Origin of the sequence: Cupriavidus sp. SHE, from assembly GCF_000812445.1 — a bacterium.
Lineage (GTDB): Bacteria > Pseudomonadota > Gammaproteobacteria > Burkholderiales > Burkholderiaceae > Cupriavidus > Cupriavidus metallidurans.
In genome coordinates this window covers 1-15,342 of sequence record NZ_JWMB01000001.1, presented here as the reverse complement: position 1 = coordinate 15,342, position 15,342 = coordinate 1, and the positions used below count along the sequence as shown (strand labels likewise).

The window sequence follows — 15,342 nt, the reverse complement described above, 5'->3', positions numbered from 1 at the left end:
GGCGAGCCGTTCGGTGGCGCACAAGATTTTGAAAATATTTCTATGGGAACAGGTCGGCGATAGGTGCCCCAGAATGTGGCAGCCGTCGTGACGATTCGGGGCCCGCGCACCCTATTTGACACCCCTGGAAAACCTACCTTGCCTGCCGGTACGGCATCATCGCCGGCGGTAGCGCGGCCTGTTTCGCAAAGCGGCTCCAGTCGAAGTGGGGGCCTGGGTCGGTCTTGCGTCCCGGCGCAATGTCGCTGTGACCAGCGACGCCCTGGATCGGATAGGCGGCCCGCAGGGCACTCACCAGCGCGGCCACCGTCTCGTATTGAGCTGGCGTGAACGGCTGGTCGTCGGTGCCCTCAATCTCGATGCCGATCGAGAAGTCGTTGCAGCGTTGGCGTCCGCAATAGTCGGACTGGCCGGCGTGCCACGCACGTTGTGTGCAGGCGACAAACTGAACCGGCTCGCCATCGCGGCGGATCAGGAAGTGGGCCGATACCCGGACATCGCGAATCGTCTCGAAAAACGGATGGCGCGTGGCATCGAGCCGATTCTGGAAGAACGCCTCGATATCGTCGGAGCCGAACTGCCCCGGCGGCAGGCTGATGTTGTGCAGTACCACCACATCGACCGCCATGCCTTCGGGGCGGGCGTCGAAGTTCGGGGACGGCACGTGGCGGGCTGCGGGGACCCAGCCGTCGGCGTTGGGCCGCCAGTCGCGGACCCGGCCTGCGGCGTCAGACATCGCGCCCCTCCCCTTCGGCCAGCGATTCGCTATCGTCCCGGCCGCTGCGCCCATCCTCCTCGCAGATACCGAGCTGTTCGATCCGATACCGCAACTGGCGGAAGTTCAAACCCAGCAGCGGCGCCGCGGCGGTCCGGTTGAAGCCGGTCTGCCGCAAGGCACGCAGGATCAGCTCGCGCTCCATCGCCTCCAGGTGCGCGGGAAGATTGATCGGGAACGTGGTGGCAGCCGGCGCGCCAGCATCGGGGGCAGGCGCGGCGACCGGCCCCGCCACGGGGATCGGGGCCGGCACGGGCGCCGGTTCTGGCATCACCGCCACGGGTGTCGCCGGAGCGGGCACGCCCCAGGCTCCGGCGTTACCCCACCGGTGATACATGGCTGCCGGCGGCACGGCAGTCAACGGCGGCGCCGCGAGGGGCACCGCCGCCGCCATGGCCGTCTGCATCAGCGCGGCACGCTCGATGCCGGTGTCGAGCGGCCCCAGGTCGGCCACCTCGATCTCCTCGCTTTCAGCGAACGCGTAGGCACGCTCGAGCAGGTTCTCGAGTTCGCGCACGTTCCCCGGAAATTCGTACGCGCAGAGCCATTCCAGCGCCGCGCGCGACAGCCGCTTGGGATGCGCATCGCCGTAGCGCACAGCCAGATGCTCGAGAATCGCACGGGCAAGCACCGGGATGTCCTCGGCGCGCTCGCGCATCGTGGGCATCCGGAGTTCGAGCACGTTGAGGCGGTAGAACAAGTCCTGCCGGAATGCCCCGGCGGCAACCATCGCGGCCAGATCCTTGTGGCTGGCGCACATGACGCGCACATCCACGCTGTCTTCCTTGCTGGCGCCGATCTTGCGCACGCGGCGTTCCTGCAACGCGCGCAGCAGCTTCACCTGCATCGCCAGTGGCAGGTCCGCGACCTCATCGAGCAGCAGCGTGCCGCCATTGGCGGCCTGGAAGAACCCGCCGCGCTCGGCGTCGGCCCCAGTAAAGGCGCCTTTGACGTGGCCGAAGAACTCGGCCTCCATCAGCGTCTCAGGGATCGCGCCACAGTTCACGGCCACAAACGGATGCGCCGAGCGCGCGCTGATCGCGTGAATCGCTCGCGCCGCCCGTTCCTTGCCGCTGCCGGATTCGCCGCTGATCACCACCGGTGCCATGCTGCGCGCCAGGCGCGGCAGCGAGCGCCGTACCTCATGAATTGCCGGCGAGACCCCCGGTAGCAGCCCGGCCGCGCGATCGCCCAGACTGGCCCCATCGGTCGCGTCGGACACGTCCCCCGCATCGGCCTGATCGGATGTGTCGTTACCGTTCGCACCGCGCTGGTGACGGCCCAGCGCGTTGAGAATCAGCGTGCGGAGTTGCTCGAGAGATACCGGCTTGGCGATGTAGTCGAACGCGCCGGCCTTGAGCGCATCCACGGCGTTGTCCGCGCTGCCATACGCCGTGATCACGGCCACCGGGGTGCGCTCGGGCGACGCCGACAACTGGCGCACGATCTCGATGCCGAGGCCATCGCCGAGCCGCATGTCGGTCAGCACCAGGCTGTAGCGCCGCTCGGCCAGACGCAGGCGGGCCTCGGCCAGCGAGCCGGCCATCACCACGTCATGCCCCATGCGTCGCAGCGAGATATCCAGCAGCTCGCGCAGGTCGGCCTCGTCGTCGATGACGAGAATCGGATCGGGTGCGGACAATCTGGGAGGCATGGATATCAGAGCTTGGCCGATGGTTGAAATGGCTGGGCATTCGCGACGTCGGGCACTTCGTTGCGCAGCGTCAACACGAATGCCTTGCCGGGAAGTGTATCGCGAGCCCCGACGAGCATGCCGGTGCGGTCGAGCAGATCCTCGAGCACGATCGCGCCGTAGCGCACCTGGGCGTCGTTCGCGCCGCACAGCTCGCGCGCCATGAACAGCCCCAGCCCGGTACCTTGCGGATTACTGGTGAAGAACGGCTCGAACAGGCTGCGCTGCTGCTCGCGCGTGACTTCCGCGCCGTCGTTCCAGACAATCAGTTCGGCATGGTGCTGGTCGAGCGTATGCGCCAGCAGGCGGATCGCGCCCGGCAGCCGGCTGCAATAGCGCCATGCGTTGTCGAGCAGGTTGCCGAGCACCTGCTGCAATTGCGACATGTCGAAGATCACCGGCCCTTTCAGATCGACGGTGATGCGGATCGCGTTGGCGTTCACCTCGGCGCGGGCGCCAGCTCGCGAACGCATTTCCAGCCGCCACCGGTCGACGACTTCGGGTAGCGCCTTGGCCAAATCAACGGCGCTATGCCCGGTACGCGGGCGGCGCGACAGTTGCAGCACATCGGAAATCACCTGATCGAGCCGTCGCACGTTATCGCTGATGATGCGCAGCAGGCGGGCATCGATGTTGCCCTCGCCACCGCCGGAGTCGGCCAGCAGTTCGTTGGCCTGGCTGATCGCCGCGAGCGGGTTGCGGATCTGGTGCGCGACGCTGGCGACCAGCCGGCCCATCGCGGCGAGTTTTTCCTGCTGGACCTGCTCCGCAATACGTTCCCAGCTTTCGATGTGCACCAGCACCGTGTCACGCATCTCGCTACGCAGCAGCGCCTCATCCGCCGGGCTCCAGGCCATAGCCTCGTTCTGGGCGATGGCCAGCCGCAGGCGCGCGGCGCCCTCGGGCGACATATCGTTCCAGCTGGTTGTGTCGAGGCCCGATGGCGAGGTCAGTGCGCCCGCCAGCGTCGAACGCAGGCCCGCCAGGCCGGGCAGCACGAAGCGAAGGCGCAGCCGTGTGTGCATCGAATTGCGCGCCGAGGAGGACGGGCGCGATGGCAGCGGCAGCAATTGCAGGATGCGCGGGACGTCGTCCTTCATGCGGATCCAGTCGCGCAGCATCTCCAGCAGCGGTTGCAGACGCGGCATTCGGCGCAGGTCGAACAACACGTTCTCGCGCTCACCAACACGGACCTGCCCTTCGCGAATCCGCTCGTTCTGCTGCACGCCAAGCAGCACGAGCGCGGCGGGATTTGCCGCCACGACGACGCCATTGGCACGGACCAGCATCACGCCGTCCTGCATGTCATTGACCATCAACCGGTTCACGAGCTGCTGCAGGCGCAGTTCCTGTTCGCGCGCCAGCGCCAGTTGCTCCTGGGCAATCTGGCGGTTGGCAAGCATGTACATCACGAGCGCCGCGATCATGAACACAAGCCCGAACAGGCCGGAACCGAGCAGGTTCACATCGACCTGGCGCGTGATCAACGTTTGCAGGAGCGGCGGGCCCATCACGAGCAGCGCCGACACCGAAGCGGCAAACAGCGCAAACGTCAGGCTGGTCAGCGCGCCCGCCTCGATCACGGGCAGCAGGAAAATCATCGCCAGTCCTTCGCCCTGGCTGCCGAAGTGACCGAGCGCCGCGTAGATGGAGGCCAGCAAGACCATATCGACCAGCACCTGCACGCGCACGCGCACGTGAAAGTGGTTGCGCCACAACGTACCGAACAGCGTGACGAGGGCGATGGCCAGATAAGGCAGCACGACCGGCATGGCCGAGGCCATGCGCGCGTTCGTCGCCACGTTGAAGACGTCGGCGCCGGCGGCGGCGCGTTCGAGCGGCAGCCAGGCATAGCCGACCAGCAACACAGCGACGGCAAGCCGCGTCCAGCAGAAGTACCGCTGCAGCCGCCAGTGGAATTCAGGTGGCTCCGACTGACGCCAGAGCTTGACCAGCACGCGCCAGCCGTTCAGACGGGACCAGGCCGACGCCGGCGCCGTCATGAACGCGTGCCGTGATCGCCCTCGCCGGGCATGTCTGGCAGATGGCTACGGCGGCAGTAATGCAGGCCGTGCCATGCGATGGCATCGCCGCGCGGCAGATGCACGCCGCAGTGCGCGCACTGGACCATCGGTTCGATGTTTTCGTCGCCAGCGCCCGTGCGGCGCGGCGGCGGCTCCTGTTTCTCGGCGGTCTGCCGCGTGCCGGCGCGATCGCGCAGCCACCACAAGATGCCCAGCACGATGGCCAGCAGTAGGAAGATTCTTGCCATGTCGGGGCGAAGGGATCAGGTGATACGGTGCAGCACCACTTCCATGACGAAGCGGCTGCCCACATAGGCGAGAAGCAGAATCCCGAACGACGCGATCACCCAGCGCAGCGCGGTGCGGCCGCGCCAGCCCCGGAAATGACGTCCGACCAGGATGCCGCCAAACATCAGCCAGGAGATAACAGCAAAGACGGTCTTGTGATCGATCCGGAACGCCCGCGCGAACAGCTGCTCGGAGAACAGGAAACCGGACGCGATCGTTAGCGTCAGCAGCACGAAGCCCGCGGCGATCAGCCTGAACAGCAGCTTTTCCAGCGTCAGGAGCGGCGGCAGCAGGTCGAGCCAGCGTCCGAGCCACTGGCTCGATGCCGACTCCGTCCCGGCCGGGCGGTTGAAGCCGTGCAAGCGTCGCTCGGCCATCAGCATCAGGAACGCATGGAACGCCGCCAGCGTGAACAGGCCATACGCCACGTTGGCGATCACGAAATGGAGCTTGAACAGCGGACGCGCCGCGTACCCCAGGATCAGCGTGCCCGGGAACGCCAGCGGCATCAGGCTGGCCAGCATCGCCACCGGGAAAACGACCAGGCCCAGGCCGGCCAGCGAGAAGAAGAAGCTCTCGATCCAGTAGATGCCCACACCAAGCCAGAGCATCGACGACAGCGCGAAGGCGAACCCGAACACCATACGATCCGCCGGAAAGATCGTTTCATGGAGCAGCACCCCGTGACTGACCAGGGCCACCATCACCAGCCCATGCCACCAGGCCGGCTGGCCCTCGGCGCGCCCGCCGGCAGCGGGCGGCATCAGCACTGCGGTGGCCGTCGCGCCGGGACGCCCCGGATGGCCAGGTGTGGCCCCGCCGGCCGCCGCCAGTCGCGGGTTGCGGGTCGCCCAGCCATGAAAGGCCAGGCCGCAGTAGAGAAGTGCCGTCAAGGCATACAGTACAATGGCCATTTGCGCAGTTTACCTTAGTGCCAATGCCGGTGGATTCGCTGGTGGATTCCCGCCACAATGCTGCCACGGCACCACCTGCGCCCCGCACTCAAGCCGACTTTCCTCCCTCTTCCTGCCATGCTGGATAACCTCACTCAACGCCTGGCGCGGGTCGTCAAGACCATGCGCGGCGAGGCCCGACTGACCGAGGCCAATACCGCCGAGATGCTGCGCGAAGTGCGCCTTGCCATGCTCGAAGCCGACGTGGCACTGCCGGTCGTGCGCGAATTCATTGCCCGCGTCAAGGAAAAGGCCCTTGGCGAGGACGTCGTCAGCAGCCTGACACCGGGCCAGGCCCTGGTGGGCGTGGTGCAGCGCGAGCTGACGGCGGTCATCGGCGGCGATGAAGCCGTTGCCGACCAGAAGTCCAACGAACTGAACCTGAACGTCCAGCCGCCGGCGGTCATCCTGATGGCCGGCCTGCAAGGCGCCGGCAAGACCACCACTTCGGGCAAGCTGGCCAAGTGGCTGAAGGAAAACAAGAAAAAGAAGGTCCTGACGGTCTCGTGTGACGTGTACCGCCCCGCCGCTATCGCCCAGCTCAAGACTGTGTCCGAGCAGGTCGGCGTCGATTTTTTCCCGTCCCAGCCCGACCAGAAGCCGGTGGAGATCGCGCGTGCCGCGCTCGACTGGGCACGCAAGCACTATCACGATGTGCTGATCGTCGATACGGCCGGCCGACTGGGTATCGACGAGGCGATGATGCAAGAGATCGCCGCGCTGCACGCCGAACTGAAGCCCGCCGAAACCCTGTTCGTGGTCGATGCGATGCTAGGCCAGGATGCGGTCAACACGGCCAAGGCGTTCAATGACGCGCTGCCGTTGACCGGCGTGGTCCTGACCAAGCTTGACGGTGACGCGCGCGGTGGCGCGGCGTTGTCCGTGCGTCACATCACCGGGCGTCCGATCAAGTTCGTCGGCGTGGGCGAAAAGCTCGACGGCCTGGAGCCGTTCTATGCCGACCGCATGGCCCAGCGAATTCTGGGCATGGGCGACATCCTCGCACTGGTGGAGGAAGCCCAGCGCGGCGTGGACATGGAAGCCGCCGAGAAGCTGGCCAAGAAGATCAAGAAGACCGGGGGCTTCGACCTCGAGGACTTCAAGGCGCAGATCGGCCAGATGAAGAAGATGGGCGGCCTGGGCAGCCTGGTCGACAAGCTGCCGGCCCAGTTCGCCGCGCAGGCGCAAGGCGCGAACATGGACCAGGCGGAAAAGCAGGTGCGCCGCATGGAAGGCATCATCAACAGCATGACGCCGGCCGAGCGCGCCAAACCCGATCTGATCAAGGCCAGCCGCAAGCGCCGCATCGCCGCTGGCGCTGGCGTGCCGGTGCAGGAAGTGAACCGCCTGCTCAATCAGTTCGACCAGATGCAGGGCATGATGAAGAAGCTCAAGGGCGGCGGCATGATGAAGATGATGCGCCAGATGGGCGCGATGAAGGGTGGCATGAAGGGCCTGTTCAACCGCTGACCTGCGGCAAGACACCATCCACCTGCCCCCCGCAAGACAGGCAAGACAAGCAAGACAAGAACAGGACAACGATCATGATGACCGCTGAACAGGCCCGCGAACTCTGGCTCGACTCCGAGGAAATCGTCAGCGCCGAGGAAGTCCAGAACTCGCTGGACCGCATGGCCCACGACATCACGGAAAAGATGGGCGACGCGTTTCCGCTGGTGCTGTCCGTGATGGGCGGCGCCGTCGTCTTCACCGGCATGTTGCTGCCCAAGCTGCAGTTCCCGCTGGAATTCGACTACATCCACCTTTCGCGCTACAACAACAAGACGGTTGGCGGCGAGATGCAATGGCGCGTGGCGCCGCGCGAATCGGTCAAGGGCCGCGTGGTGCTGGTGCTCGACGACATCCTCGACGAAGGCGAGACGATGGCAGCCATCCGCCAGCGCATCATGGACATGGGCGCCAAGGAATGCCACGCTGCCGTACTGTGCGAAAAGACGCTGACCAAGATCAAGCCGATGCACCCGGACTTCTGCGGCTTCCAGGTACCCGACCGCTACGTCTTTGGCTGCGGCATGGACGTGAAGGGCTACTGGCGTAACCTGGGCGCGATCCGCGCGCTGGTTTGATTCTTAGGGCGTGCCCTGCAAAGGCGCGGCCGCAGACAGTACAAGTGGACTGACCAAGGCCGCGCTACGACGCCAGAATCGTTTTGTTGGTGACTACCCGTGCGGGTGGGCGCCGAGAATTGGCAGCAGCGAGGCCAGCAGCATCAGGGCCATCGTCACATTGAACACGCGCAACACGCGCGGCCGCGCCAGCAAGCTGCGCAGCGCAGCACCAAACACCGCCCACGTAGCCACGCTGGGCAGGTTGATCACCGCGAACAGGCAAGCCATTGCCAGGGCGTTGACCCAGATGTTGGCGTCGAGCACATAGGTGCTGCACGCCCCCACCGCCATCACCCACGCCTTCGGATTCACCCACTGGAATGCGGCCGCGCGCAGGAAGCTCATCGGCCGGGCCACTTCGCGGTCCTGCACGCCGCCAGCCGTCGCCAGCTTCCACGCCAGCCACACCAGATAGGCCGTGGCCACCACGCGCAGCAGGTCCCACATCCACGGCCAGGCCGTGAAAATCGAACCCAGCCCCAGGCCGACCAGCGCCACCATGACCGAGAAGCCGATGCTGATGCCGAGCAGGTGCGGCACGGTGCGCGCAATGCCAAAGTTGACGCCGGACGCGAGCACCATCGTATTGTTGGGGCCGGGGGTGATGGACGAGACCAGCGCAAATGCGCAAAAGGCCAGCAACACGCCGGAGCCGGCAGCCACATTGGGAAGAAAGGCTGGAAAAGTCATGGATGTACATCAGGAATTGCCGAGTACACCCAGTCTAGGCAGACTCATCGATACAGTACCGGCACACTTTGCCAAGAAAGGACCGGTACTGACCGACCTCGTCACCATGACAGTTGACGAACCGGCTATACGGGGCAGCCGTCAGCCCAATTATTATTGCTGGACTACCCGCATTGAACGCGGCTTCGAAAAGTTCAGCATCTGTCCGTCGTAAGCTTTCACGTTCGTCATGTTTTCGTTCTCAACGACGCCACTGAAAACTGCCAGGCGATTGTAGGACAGGTTATCCCAGTCAGACAGCATGACGCCGGTGCCAAAGTCTGCCTGGACCACGACATCGTGCGCATAGATCCAGGCCGGCAGCGAATACGCGGAGCGCTCGCCAGCCGGAAGACAATATTTGTCGACCGAGACCAGACTGACGATGCAGCCCAGGGGACGGGTACTATGCGCGACACGCATCGACCGTGGCTTTGAGAAATCCAGCGTCTCTCCGTTGTGGGCCTTGACGGCACGCAGTTTATCGTTTTCCACGGTACCGACAAACTCCGCCAGCCGATTATAGGAAAGGTTGTCCCAATCAGACAGCGTGACCGATACCCCACTATCCGCCTGCACATAGACCTCGTGCGCGTAAATCCAGGCGGGCAGACTGTAGCCCGAATTTTGTCCAACCTCGAGGCAGTACTTCGCACCGTTCCTCAGGCTGATGATGCAGCCCTGCGGACGGATCTCCGAGAGGAAGCGGGCTTCCGGGTAAATCGAGCGAATCCAGTTCGCATACTTTGAGATACGGGTGCCTATTGAAGCTCTCGAATGACCGACATGAGTGGTGGCAACGATCACGGGCTTCGTATCCCTGATCTGCCACCATGCCGAACCGCCGTCCTCAGCCGCGACACGGGCCCAGTTGGCTGAAGGGCCAAACGCTTTATAGCTCGCGCCAATGCCGTGGTCATTCTCGGAGAACGAAGTGATCTTGCTGCGGCCGTACAGTCTCCTGGCGCCACTTTCCGACCCATAGCCTTCGTTCAGCCCGACACCCCAATCTCCATAGCCAACAAACATGACAGCCCGGCCTTTCTCGTCGTCCCTGTCGTTCAGAATCGGCCTTTCCACCGGAATCCCTGCCTTGTCTTTCAGCGGACGGAGCAGCGGCAGCTTTACGAGGGCAACATCCGTTGAAGCCCAGCCCATGTTGGCAGGAATATTGATACGCTCCCTGGGCACATAGGCGACCCCCAGTCCTGAGGCAACAATGCCGCCATCCCAGCCTTTAAACGTCAGTTGTAGAGGCGTCTCCGTTGCCGTTAGTCGTACAGGCATCTCCGTTGCCGAACTGAAAACGCAATGTGCGGCTGTCAGGATATAGGCCCAGCCATCTTTGTTGCCAAGCCAGGTTGCCGTGCATCCATTGAGCTGTCCAACAGCCAGCCAGGGCTTTTCAGTACTGTGCTTCTGTAGTTTTTCGTTAGCGGTTCGAATGGATGCGCCGACATTTCTCATGTCGCCGCCATTTCGCCTGAAAGTATCCTCATCAATAACCACAGCATTAGCCACCGATGACAGCATCAATGCGACCAATGGTAATATCACTCTCATAAATCGACCTTTCGCAATAATATGATTGACAGATCCACACCAGAGGCAATCACACCATTGAATCAACTATTTAGATTTATCGAAATAAATCCAAAACAGTTGTCATACAGTTGACACCTCAAGCGGGTCTTGCGATTTTATGAGAGCGATTTATTTAAAATATGAAGCCAGATCAATAATCATTAAATAGATATATCTGGCAGTTTCACGAATTATAGGAAAATCATGAGCATGCAAAGGCGAGCGATTCAGCTACCTTGCGAATGCAAGTTCAGCCCCTGCTGCGGTATGGATGCTCGCGCAGCCATTTAGTAGCGATCCATTTTTCGCCCGCCTCCACCGGCAATCCCGCGTGCAAGGTGCGCTCGTCGAGCGCGCCATCGGGCAGGCCGTAGCTAAACAGGACCGCATTGCCCTTCACCGGCGCCACCTCGAGGCCGATGCGCGGGAATGCCGTGGCACCACCAGAGGCCGGACTGTTCAGGTAAATCACCATCGTGGCAACGCGCTGCCCGCCCACGCGCAACTGGCGCGCTTCGCCGGGACGCTTGGGATTGAAGAAATCGAAATGCGGCTGATACTCGCCGCCGGGCTTGTAGTTGAGGACCTGAAAGCCTTCGCCGTGCTCGACGGGCCAGCCCGTCACGGCCGCGATACGCGCCTCGATGCGTTGCAGCAGCGCATGTTCGCCAACCTGGAACATCGCGCCCATGCTGGTACGCGCATCGATCAAGTTCTCGTCGCCAGTATCCGGATTGACCACGGGAGAGCGCTGCAGGCGGTCGCGCGCCAGCGCCACAACGGCATCGCATTCGGCATCATCGAGCAGGTTCTGCAGCAACAGGATGCGCGGAGATTCGAGCCTGAACAGGATCGGCATCTCGCGATCCTTGTGGCGGAAGGCATTGCCACCGGTGACCGTTGGCGTTTCAGCGGCCTTCGCTACGGGCGCGGGCGCTGCCGCACTGGCAACGGCCGGAGGATACCCTATTGCAGCGCTGACCGTATCGCGTGCGAACGCGGCGTCGTAGCCGGAGCGCAGCATCGACAGCACCAGCGACTCGGCATCGAAGCCTTGTGCGATATGGCGTGTCAGCCAGTGCTCCAGTTCGGGCGAAGACGCGCTGTACCCCGCGCGGGAATCGCGCTTCATGACTTCATGACGGATTGGCAAGACGTTGCGGCGAGAACGGATTGCGGGCGGGCGACTCCGGCGGTACCGCGCGTCGCACGGGTGCCGGCGTGACCGCGGCGGGATCCGGATCCCCCGCGATGGTCACGGTCGCCTCGGAATACTGCCAGCGCTTCCATGCCGCCAGCACCGCGTTTGGATACTCGGGGCGCCCGCGGCTGCCGTTGTAGCGACCCAGCGCCAGGAACAGGTCACCGTTCTCGCGATCGAGATAATGACGCAGGATCGTGCAGCCATAGCGCAGGTTGCTCTGTAGATGGAACAGCTTGCGCGTGTCGCCATCTCCGATGCTGCGCACCCAGAACGGCATCACCTGCATCAGTCCGCGCGCATCGGCCGAACTGATCGCATATTTGCGGAAGTTGCTTTCCACTTGCACGAGCCCAAGCACTAGCGACGGCTCCAGGCCGGCGCGCTTGGATTCGTAGTAGACGGTTTCGATCAACTCGACGCGTACCTGCGGCTCGGGAATCCGGGCTTCCAGCCGGCGCGACATCTCGCCGAGCCATTTCAGGTAGCCAAGGCGCTCCGACCCGGACGCGAAGGCCGGGCGCACCGGCCTGTTGTCGGCGATCGCGGCCGCCAATGCCCCGCGCACGGAGTCGGCAAGCGCCTCCTCCTTCTGCGCGCCGGCATGGGCGTTCGCAATCAGCGTCGCGCACAGCAAACCGCCAGCCCAGGCGGACCAGCGGTTGCGCGTCGGCAGGTCGGGGATGCGCATGATCGAGGATGCGGATCAGGCAGCCAGCTGGCCGCGCACGTGCGCAACCACATCCGCCACCGCCACCGGGGTGGCCTGGGCGTCACGGCGGCCCTGGTACTCGACCTTGCCTTCCTTGAGGCCACGGTCGCCCACCACCACGCGGTGCGGCACGCCAATCAGTTCCCAGTCGGCAAACATCACGCCCGGGCGCTCGCCACGGTCGTCCAGGATCACGTCGACGCCCGCAGCCTGCAGCTCGGCGTGGATACGATCTGCCTCGGCCTTGACGGCCTCGTTGCGATCGTAGCCAACCGGGCACACCACCACCGCGAACGGGGCGATCGCCGCCGGCCAGATGATGCCGCGCTCGTCATAGTTCTGCTCGATGGCGGCGCCCAGAATCCGCGTCACGCCGATGCCGTAGCAACCCATCTGCATCGGCTGCGTCTTGCCGTTCTCGTCCAGGAACGTGGCGCTCATCGACTCCGAATAGCGCGTGCCGAGCATGAACACGTGGCCCACTTCAATGCCACGGCAGATGTCGAGCGTGCCCTTGCCGTCCGGCGAGGCGTCGCCGGCCACCACGTTGCGAAGGTCCGCCACGGCCGGTTCCGGCAGGTCACGGCCCCAGTTCACACCGGTGTAGTGGTAGTCGCGATCGTTGGCACCACAGCAGAAGTCGCTCATGTTGGCGACGGTACGATCCGCCACCACCTTGACCGGCTTCTTCGGACCGATCGGACCGAGGTAGCCCGGAGGCGAGCCGAAGGTATCGACGATTTCAGTCTCGGTCGCAAAGCGGAAGTCAACCAGGCCCGGCACCTTCGACGCCTTCACCTCGTTCAGTTCGTGATCGCCACGGATCAGCAGCAGCCAGATCTGGGCCCCGGCGTCGCTGTCGGTGGCCAGCACGATCGACTTGACCGTGCGTTCCAGCGGGATGCCCAGGAATTCGGCGACGTGCTCGCACTTGGCCTTCTCGGGCGTCGAGGTTTTCTTCAACTCCTCGGCCGGCGCGGCGCGCGTTGCCAGCAGCGGCAGCGCCTCGGCCGCTTCCATATTGGCGGCGTAGTCGGACGTCGGGCAATAGACGATGGCATCCTCGCCGGTATCGGCGATCACGTGGAACTCGTGCGAGCCAGAACCGCCGATGGCGCCGTTGTCGGCCGCCACGGCGCGGAATTCCAGGCCAAAGCGCTGGAAGATGCGCACGTACGCGTCGTACATGTTCTGGTACGACGCCTTCAGGCCGTCGATGTCACGGTCGAACGAATAGGCGTCCTTCATCGTGAACTCGCGGCCGCGCATGATGCCGAAGCGCGGACGGCGCTCGTCGCGGAACTTGGTCTGGATCTGGTAGAAGTTGACCGGCAGTTGCTTGTAGCTGCGGATTTCGGTCCGGGCGATGTCCGTGACCACTTCCTCGGAAGTGGGCTGCACCGCGAAATCGCGCTCGTGCCGATCCTTCAGACGCAACAGCTCGGGCCCCATCTTGTCCCAGCGGCCCGTCTCCTGCCAGAGTTCGGCAGGCTGGATCACCGGCATCGACAGCTCCACGGCGCCAGCACGGTTCATTTCCTCGCGAACAATGTTCTCGACCTTGCGGATAACACGCAGGCCTACCGGCATGTAGTTATAGATGCCGGCGCCGAGCTTCTTGATCATGCCGGCCCGCATCATCAGTTTGTGCGACACGATTTCCGCGTCGGCGGGGGCTTCCTTGAGGGTGGAAATGAAGAATTGCGAGGCTTTCATCCGTTGCTTTCTCGTAAGGCCGGGCGCCATCTGGCATCCCGACCGCGCCGCGATGCGGCATCCATTGGGCCGGACGCGCCGGAAACTGCCCTTCCGGTCGGGGAAAACCAGCACTCCCGCCATCAGGCCGACCCGCGCGCATCCTTTATAATCGTCGTAATTCTAAAGGATTCGAGGTGCAGTCATGCTCGATCGTGAAGGCTTTCGCCCGAACGTCGGCATCATCCTCATCAACGCACGCAACGAGGTATTCTGGGGCAAGCGAATCGGCGAACACTCCTGGCAGTTTCCGCAAGGTGGCATCAAGTACGGCGAAACGCCGGAACAGGCCATGTTCCGCGAACTGCACGAAGAGGTCGGCCTGCTTCCGGAGCATGTCAGGATCGTCGGTCGCACGCGCGACTGGTTGCGTTATGAGGTGCCGGACAAGTTCATCCGCCGCGAGATCCGCGGCCACTACAGGGGCCAGAAGCAGATCTGGTTCCTGCTGCGCATGGTCTGCCGCGATTGCGACATCCACCTGCGCGCGACCGATCATCCTGAGTTCGACGCCTGGCGTTGGAGCCATTATTGGGTGCCGCTGGACGCCGTCATCGAGTTCAAGCGCGACGTCTACCAGATGGCGCTGACCGAGCTATCGCGCTTCCTGAACCGTGGACGCGTGCCGCTGAGTCCCTACGGCAACCATGGTAACCATGGCCACCACGGAGGCCCTGGCCGGCATGGCGACCAGGGACGGCCACCGAGGCCCGTGCCGATCGAGGAGACCACCGTAACCGAGGTGAGCGTCTCGGTCACGGCATCGGTTACCATTCAGGCGACCGTGCAGGAAGCGGCACATAGCGATCTCGCGACCGCGCCCGTTTCGCCGGCCAGTCCGGCATCCACTCAACGGAGTTCCGATGATTAGTTTCAGCGGCCGGCACATTCGCGCCGGCCTGTTGCTGACAGCAGTCTGCCTGGCGCTGTCGGCCTGCAAGACCACCGACAAGGGCCTGCCCAAGGACGAGGAACAGGCGGCCGACACCCCGACTGGCGACGGCCAACCGGCCAGTTCCTGGCTCAACCCGTTCGCGGACAAGCCATTCAAGGAAGGGGCGACCACCCTGCCCGCTCTGCCGCGTGACCAAGATCTGATCCCGTTCTCGGTGAACGGCGGCAGTTCATTCCGCTTCGCGGTAGACCCCAAGTCGGTCTCCGTGGGCGACGACAACGTGGTCCGATTCACGGTTGTCATCACGAGCAGTGGTGGCGGGCGCAACGTGACCTACGAAGGCATCCGTTGCGATGCGTTCGAGCGCAGGCTCTACGCCACCTTGCCCAAGGGCGCCACCGAGTGGGTGCCCAACCGGGGAGAGGACCGCGACATGTGGCGTCGCATGGAGACGGGTGTGCGCAATGCCTACGCTGCCACGCTGGCGACGGACTACTTCTGCGAAGGTCGCACCGTGGCGGGCAAGGCGGACAAGCTGATCCGCGACCTGAAGGCGTACGCGCCTAGCCGCTGAGCGGTAATCCGAGCATGAAAAACGGCGGGG

At 64.0% G+C, this 15,342-nt stretch carries 14 protein-coding genes; 4 read left to right on the top strand and 10 right to left on the bottom strand.

The genetic code is table 11. The annotated features are described in order from the left end of the window. Positions 1-133: 133 nt before the first annotated feature. The 5 genes from ampD to RN01_RS00050 are packed head-to-tail and all read right to left on the bottom strand — an operon-like array spanning position 134 to position 5,694. On the bottom strand, positions 134-736 hold the full coding sequence (gene ampD, locus RN01_RS00070; RefSeq protein WP_017511771.1) for a 1,6-anhydro-N-acetylmuramyl-L-alanine amidase AmpD: 603 nt from the start codon (positions 734-736) through the stop codon (positions 134-136). Then, positions 729-2,429 (bottom strand): sigma-54 dependent transcriptional regulator, encoded by a 1,701-nt coding sequence (locus RN01_RS00065; RefSeq protein WP_024570925.1) that lies wholly within the window; start codon positions 2,427-2,429, stop codon positions 729-731. Before RN01_RS00065 ends, ampD begins: the two co-directional genes overlap by 8 nt. A 5-nt stretch (positions 2,430-2,434) precedes the next feature. After that, positions 2,435-4,471: a histidine kinase dimerization/phospho-acceptor domain-containing protein gene (locus RN01_RS00060; protein WP_017511769.1), complete on the bottom strand. Its 2,037-nt coding sequence runs from the start codon at positions 4,469-4,471 to the stop codon at positions 2,435-2,437. After that, the gene (locus tag RN01_RS00055) at positions 4,468-4,740 is read right to left on the bottom strand and encodes a PP0621 family protein (RefSeq protein ID WP_011517592.1); all 273 of its coding nucleotides are present in this window, start codon (positions 4,738-4,740) and stop codon (positions 4,468-4,470) included. The genes RN01_RS00060 and RN01_RS00055 overlap by 4 nt, the downstream gene beginning before the upstream one ends. 15 nt (positions 4,741-4,755) lie before the next feature. Further along, the gene (locus tag RN01_RS00050; protein ID WP_017511768.1) at positions 4,756-5,694 is read right to left on the bottom strand and encodes an inner membrane protein YpjD; all 939 of its coding nucleotides are present in this window, start codon (positions 5,692-5,694) and stop codon (positions 4,756-4,758) included. A gap of 117 nt (positions 5,695-5,811) precedes the next feature. On the opposite strand from RN01_RS00050, the gene ffh reads away from it, so the two are divergent. Together ffh and RN01_RS00040 are read left to right on the top strand one after the other, a co-directional pair. Continuing rightward, complete coding sequence (ffh, locus tag RN01_RS00045; protein WP_017511767.1) at positions 5,812-7,203, top strand: signal recognition particle protein; 1,392 nt, start codon at positions 5,812-5,814, stop codon at positions 7,201-7,203. Between the two features lie 74 nt (positions 7,204-7,277). Then, complete coding sequence (locus RN01_RS00040; RefSeq protein WP_011517595.1) at positions 7,278-7,820, top strand: hypoxanthine-guanine phosphoribosyltransferase; 543 nt, start codon at positions 7,278-7,280, stop codon at positions 7,818-7,820. A gap of 93 nt (positions 7,821-7,913) precedes the next feature. Here the strand turns inward: RN01_RS00040 and RN01_RS00035 are convergent, their stop codons facing one another. The 5 genes from RN01_RS00035 to RN01_RS00015 form a co-directional block, all read right to left on the bottom strand. Then, positions 7,914-8,552, bottom strand: a complete 639-nt coding sequence (locus RN01_RS00035; protein ID WP_017511766.1) for a LysE family translocator — start codon at positions 8,550-8,552, stop codon at positions 7,914-7,916. 153 nt (positions 8,553-8,705) lie between these two features. Then, positions 8,706-10,136 carry a hemolysin gene (locus RN01_RS34985; RefSeq protein ID WP_304413571.1) on the bottom strand — a complete coding sequence of 477 codons (1,431 nt, stop codon included), beginning with the start codon at positions 10,134-10,136 and terminating at the stop codon, positions 8,706-8,708. A gap of 289 nt (positions 10,137-10,425) precedes the next feature. Then, positions 10,426-11,307: a 2OG-Fe(II) oxygenase gene (locus RN01_RS00025; protein WP_017511764.1), complete on the bottom strand. Its 882-nt coding sequence runs from the start codon at positions 11,305-11,307 to the stop codon at positions 10,426-10,428. A gap of 4 nt (positions 11,308-11,311) precedes the next feature. Then, positions 11,312-12,067: a lytic transglycosylase domain-containing protein gene (locus RN01_RS00020; RefSeq protein WP_011517599.1), complete on the bottom strand. Its 756-nt coding sequence runs from the start codon at positions 12,065-12,067 to the stop codon at positions 11,312-11,314. A gap of 15 nt (positions 12,068-12,082) precedes the next feature. Continuing rightward, positions 12,083-13,804 carry a proline--tRNA ligase gene (locus tag RN01_RS00015; protein WP_017511763.1) on the bottom strand — a complete coding sequence of 574 codons (1,722 nt, stop codon included), beginning with the start codon at positions 13,802-13,804 and terminating at the stop codon, positions 12,083-12,085. Between the two features lie 184 nt (positions 13,805-13,988). Between RN01_RS00015 and RN01_RS00010 the strand changes: the two genes are divergently transcribed. Together RN01_RS00010 and RN01_RS00005 are read left to right on the top strand one after the other, a co-directional pair. Beyond that, the gene (locus RN01_RS00010) at positions 13,989-14,714 is read left to right on the top strand and encodes an RNA pyrophosphohydrolase (RefSeq protein WP_017511762.1); all 726 of its coding nucleotides are present in this window, start codon (positions 13,989-13,991) and stop codon (positions 14,712-14,714) included. Continuing rightward, on the top strand, positions 14,707-15,312 hold the full coding sequence (locus tag RN01_RS00005) for a CNP1-like family protein (protein ID WP_017511761.1): 606 nt from the start codon (positions 14,707-14,709) through the stop codon (positions 15,310-15,312). Before RN01_RS00010 ends, RN01_RS00005 begins: the two co-directional genes overlap by 8 nt. The last annotated feature ends 30 nt before the right edge of the window (positions 15,313-15,342 follow it).

Bases quoted from the DNA above. Each gene is read 5' to 3' on its own strand.
- ampD (WP_017511771.1), bottom strand. From the start codon at position 736: ATGTCTGACGCCGCAGGCCGGGTCCGCGACTGGCGGCCCAACGCCGAC.
- RN01_RS00065 (WP_024570925.1), bottom strand. From the start codon at position 2,429: ATGCCTCCCAGATTGTCCGCACCCGATCCGATTCTCGTCATCGACGAC.
- RN01_RS00060 (WP_017511769.1), bottom strand. From the start codon at position 4,471: ATGACGGCGCCGGCGTCGGCCTGGTCCCGTCTGAACGGCTGGCGCGTG.
- RN01_RS00055 (WP_011517592.1), bottom strand. From the start codon at position 4,740: ATGGCAAGAATCTTCCTACTGCTGGCCATCGTGCTGGGCATCTTGTGG.
- RN01_RS00050 (WP_017511768.1), bottom strand. From the start codon at position 5,694: ATGGCCATTGTACTGTATGCCTTGACGGCACTTCTCTACTGCGGCCTG.
- ffh (WP_017511767.1), top strand. From the start codon at position 5,812: ATGCTGGATAACCTCACTCAACGCCTGGCGCGGGTCGTCAAGACCATG.
- RN01_RS00040 (WP_011517595.1), top strand. From the start codon at position 7,278: ATGATGACCGCTGAACAGGCCCGCGAACTCTGGCTCGACTCCGAGGAA.
- RN01_RS00035 (WP_017511766.1), bottom strand. From the start codon at position 8,552: ATGACTTTTCCAGCCTTTCTTCCCAATGTGGCTGCCGGCTCCGGCGTG.
- RN01_RS00025 (WP_017511764.1), bottom strand. From the start codon at position 11,307: ATGAAGCGCGATTCCCGCGCGGGGTACAGCGCGTCTTCGCCCGAACTG.
- RN01_RS00020 (WP_011517599.1), bottom strand. From the start codon at position 12,067: ATGCGCATCCCCGACCTGCCGACGCGCAACCGCTGGTCCGCCTGGGCT.
- RN01_RS00015 (WP_017511763.1), bottom strand. From the start codon at position 13,804: ATGAAAGCCTCGCAATTCTTCATTTCCACCCTCAAGGAAGCCCCCGCC.
- RN01_RS00010 (WP_017511762.1), top strand. From the start codon at position 13,989: ATGCTCGATCGTGAAGGCTTTCGCCCGAACGTCGGCATCATCCTCATC.
- RN01_RS00005 (WP_017511761.1), top strand. From the start codon at position 14,707: ATGATTAGTTTCAGCGGCCGGCACATTCGCGCCGGCCTGTTGCTGACA.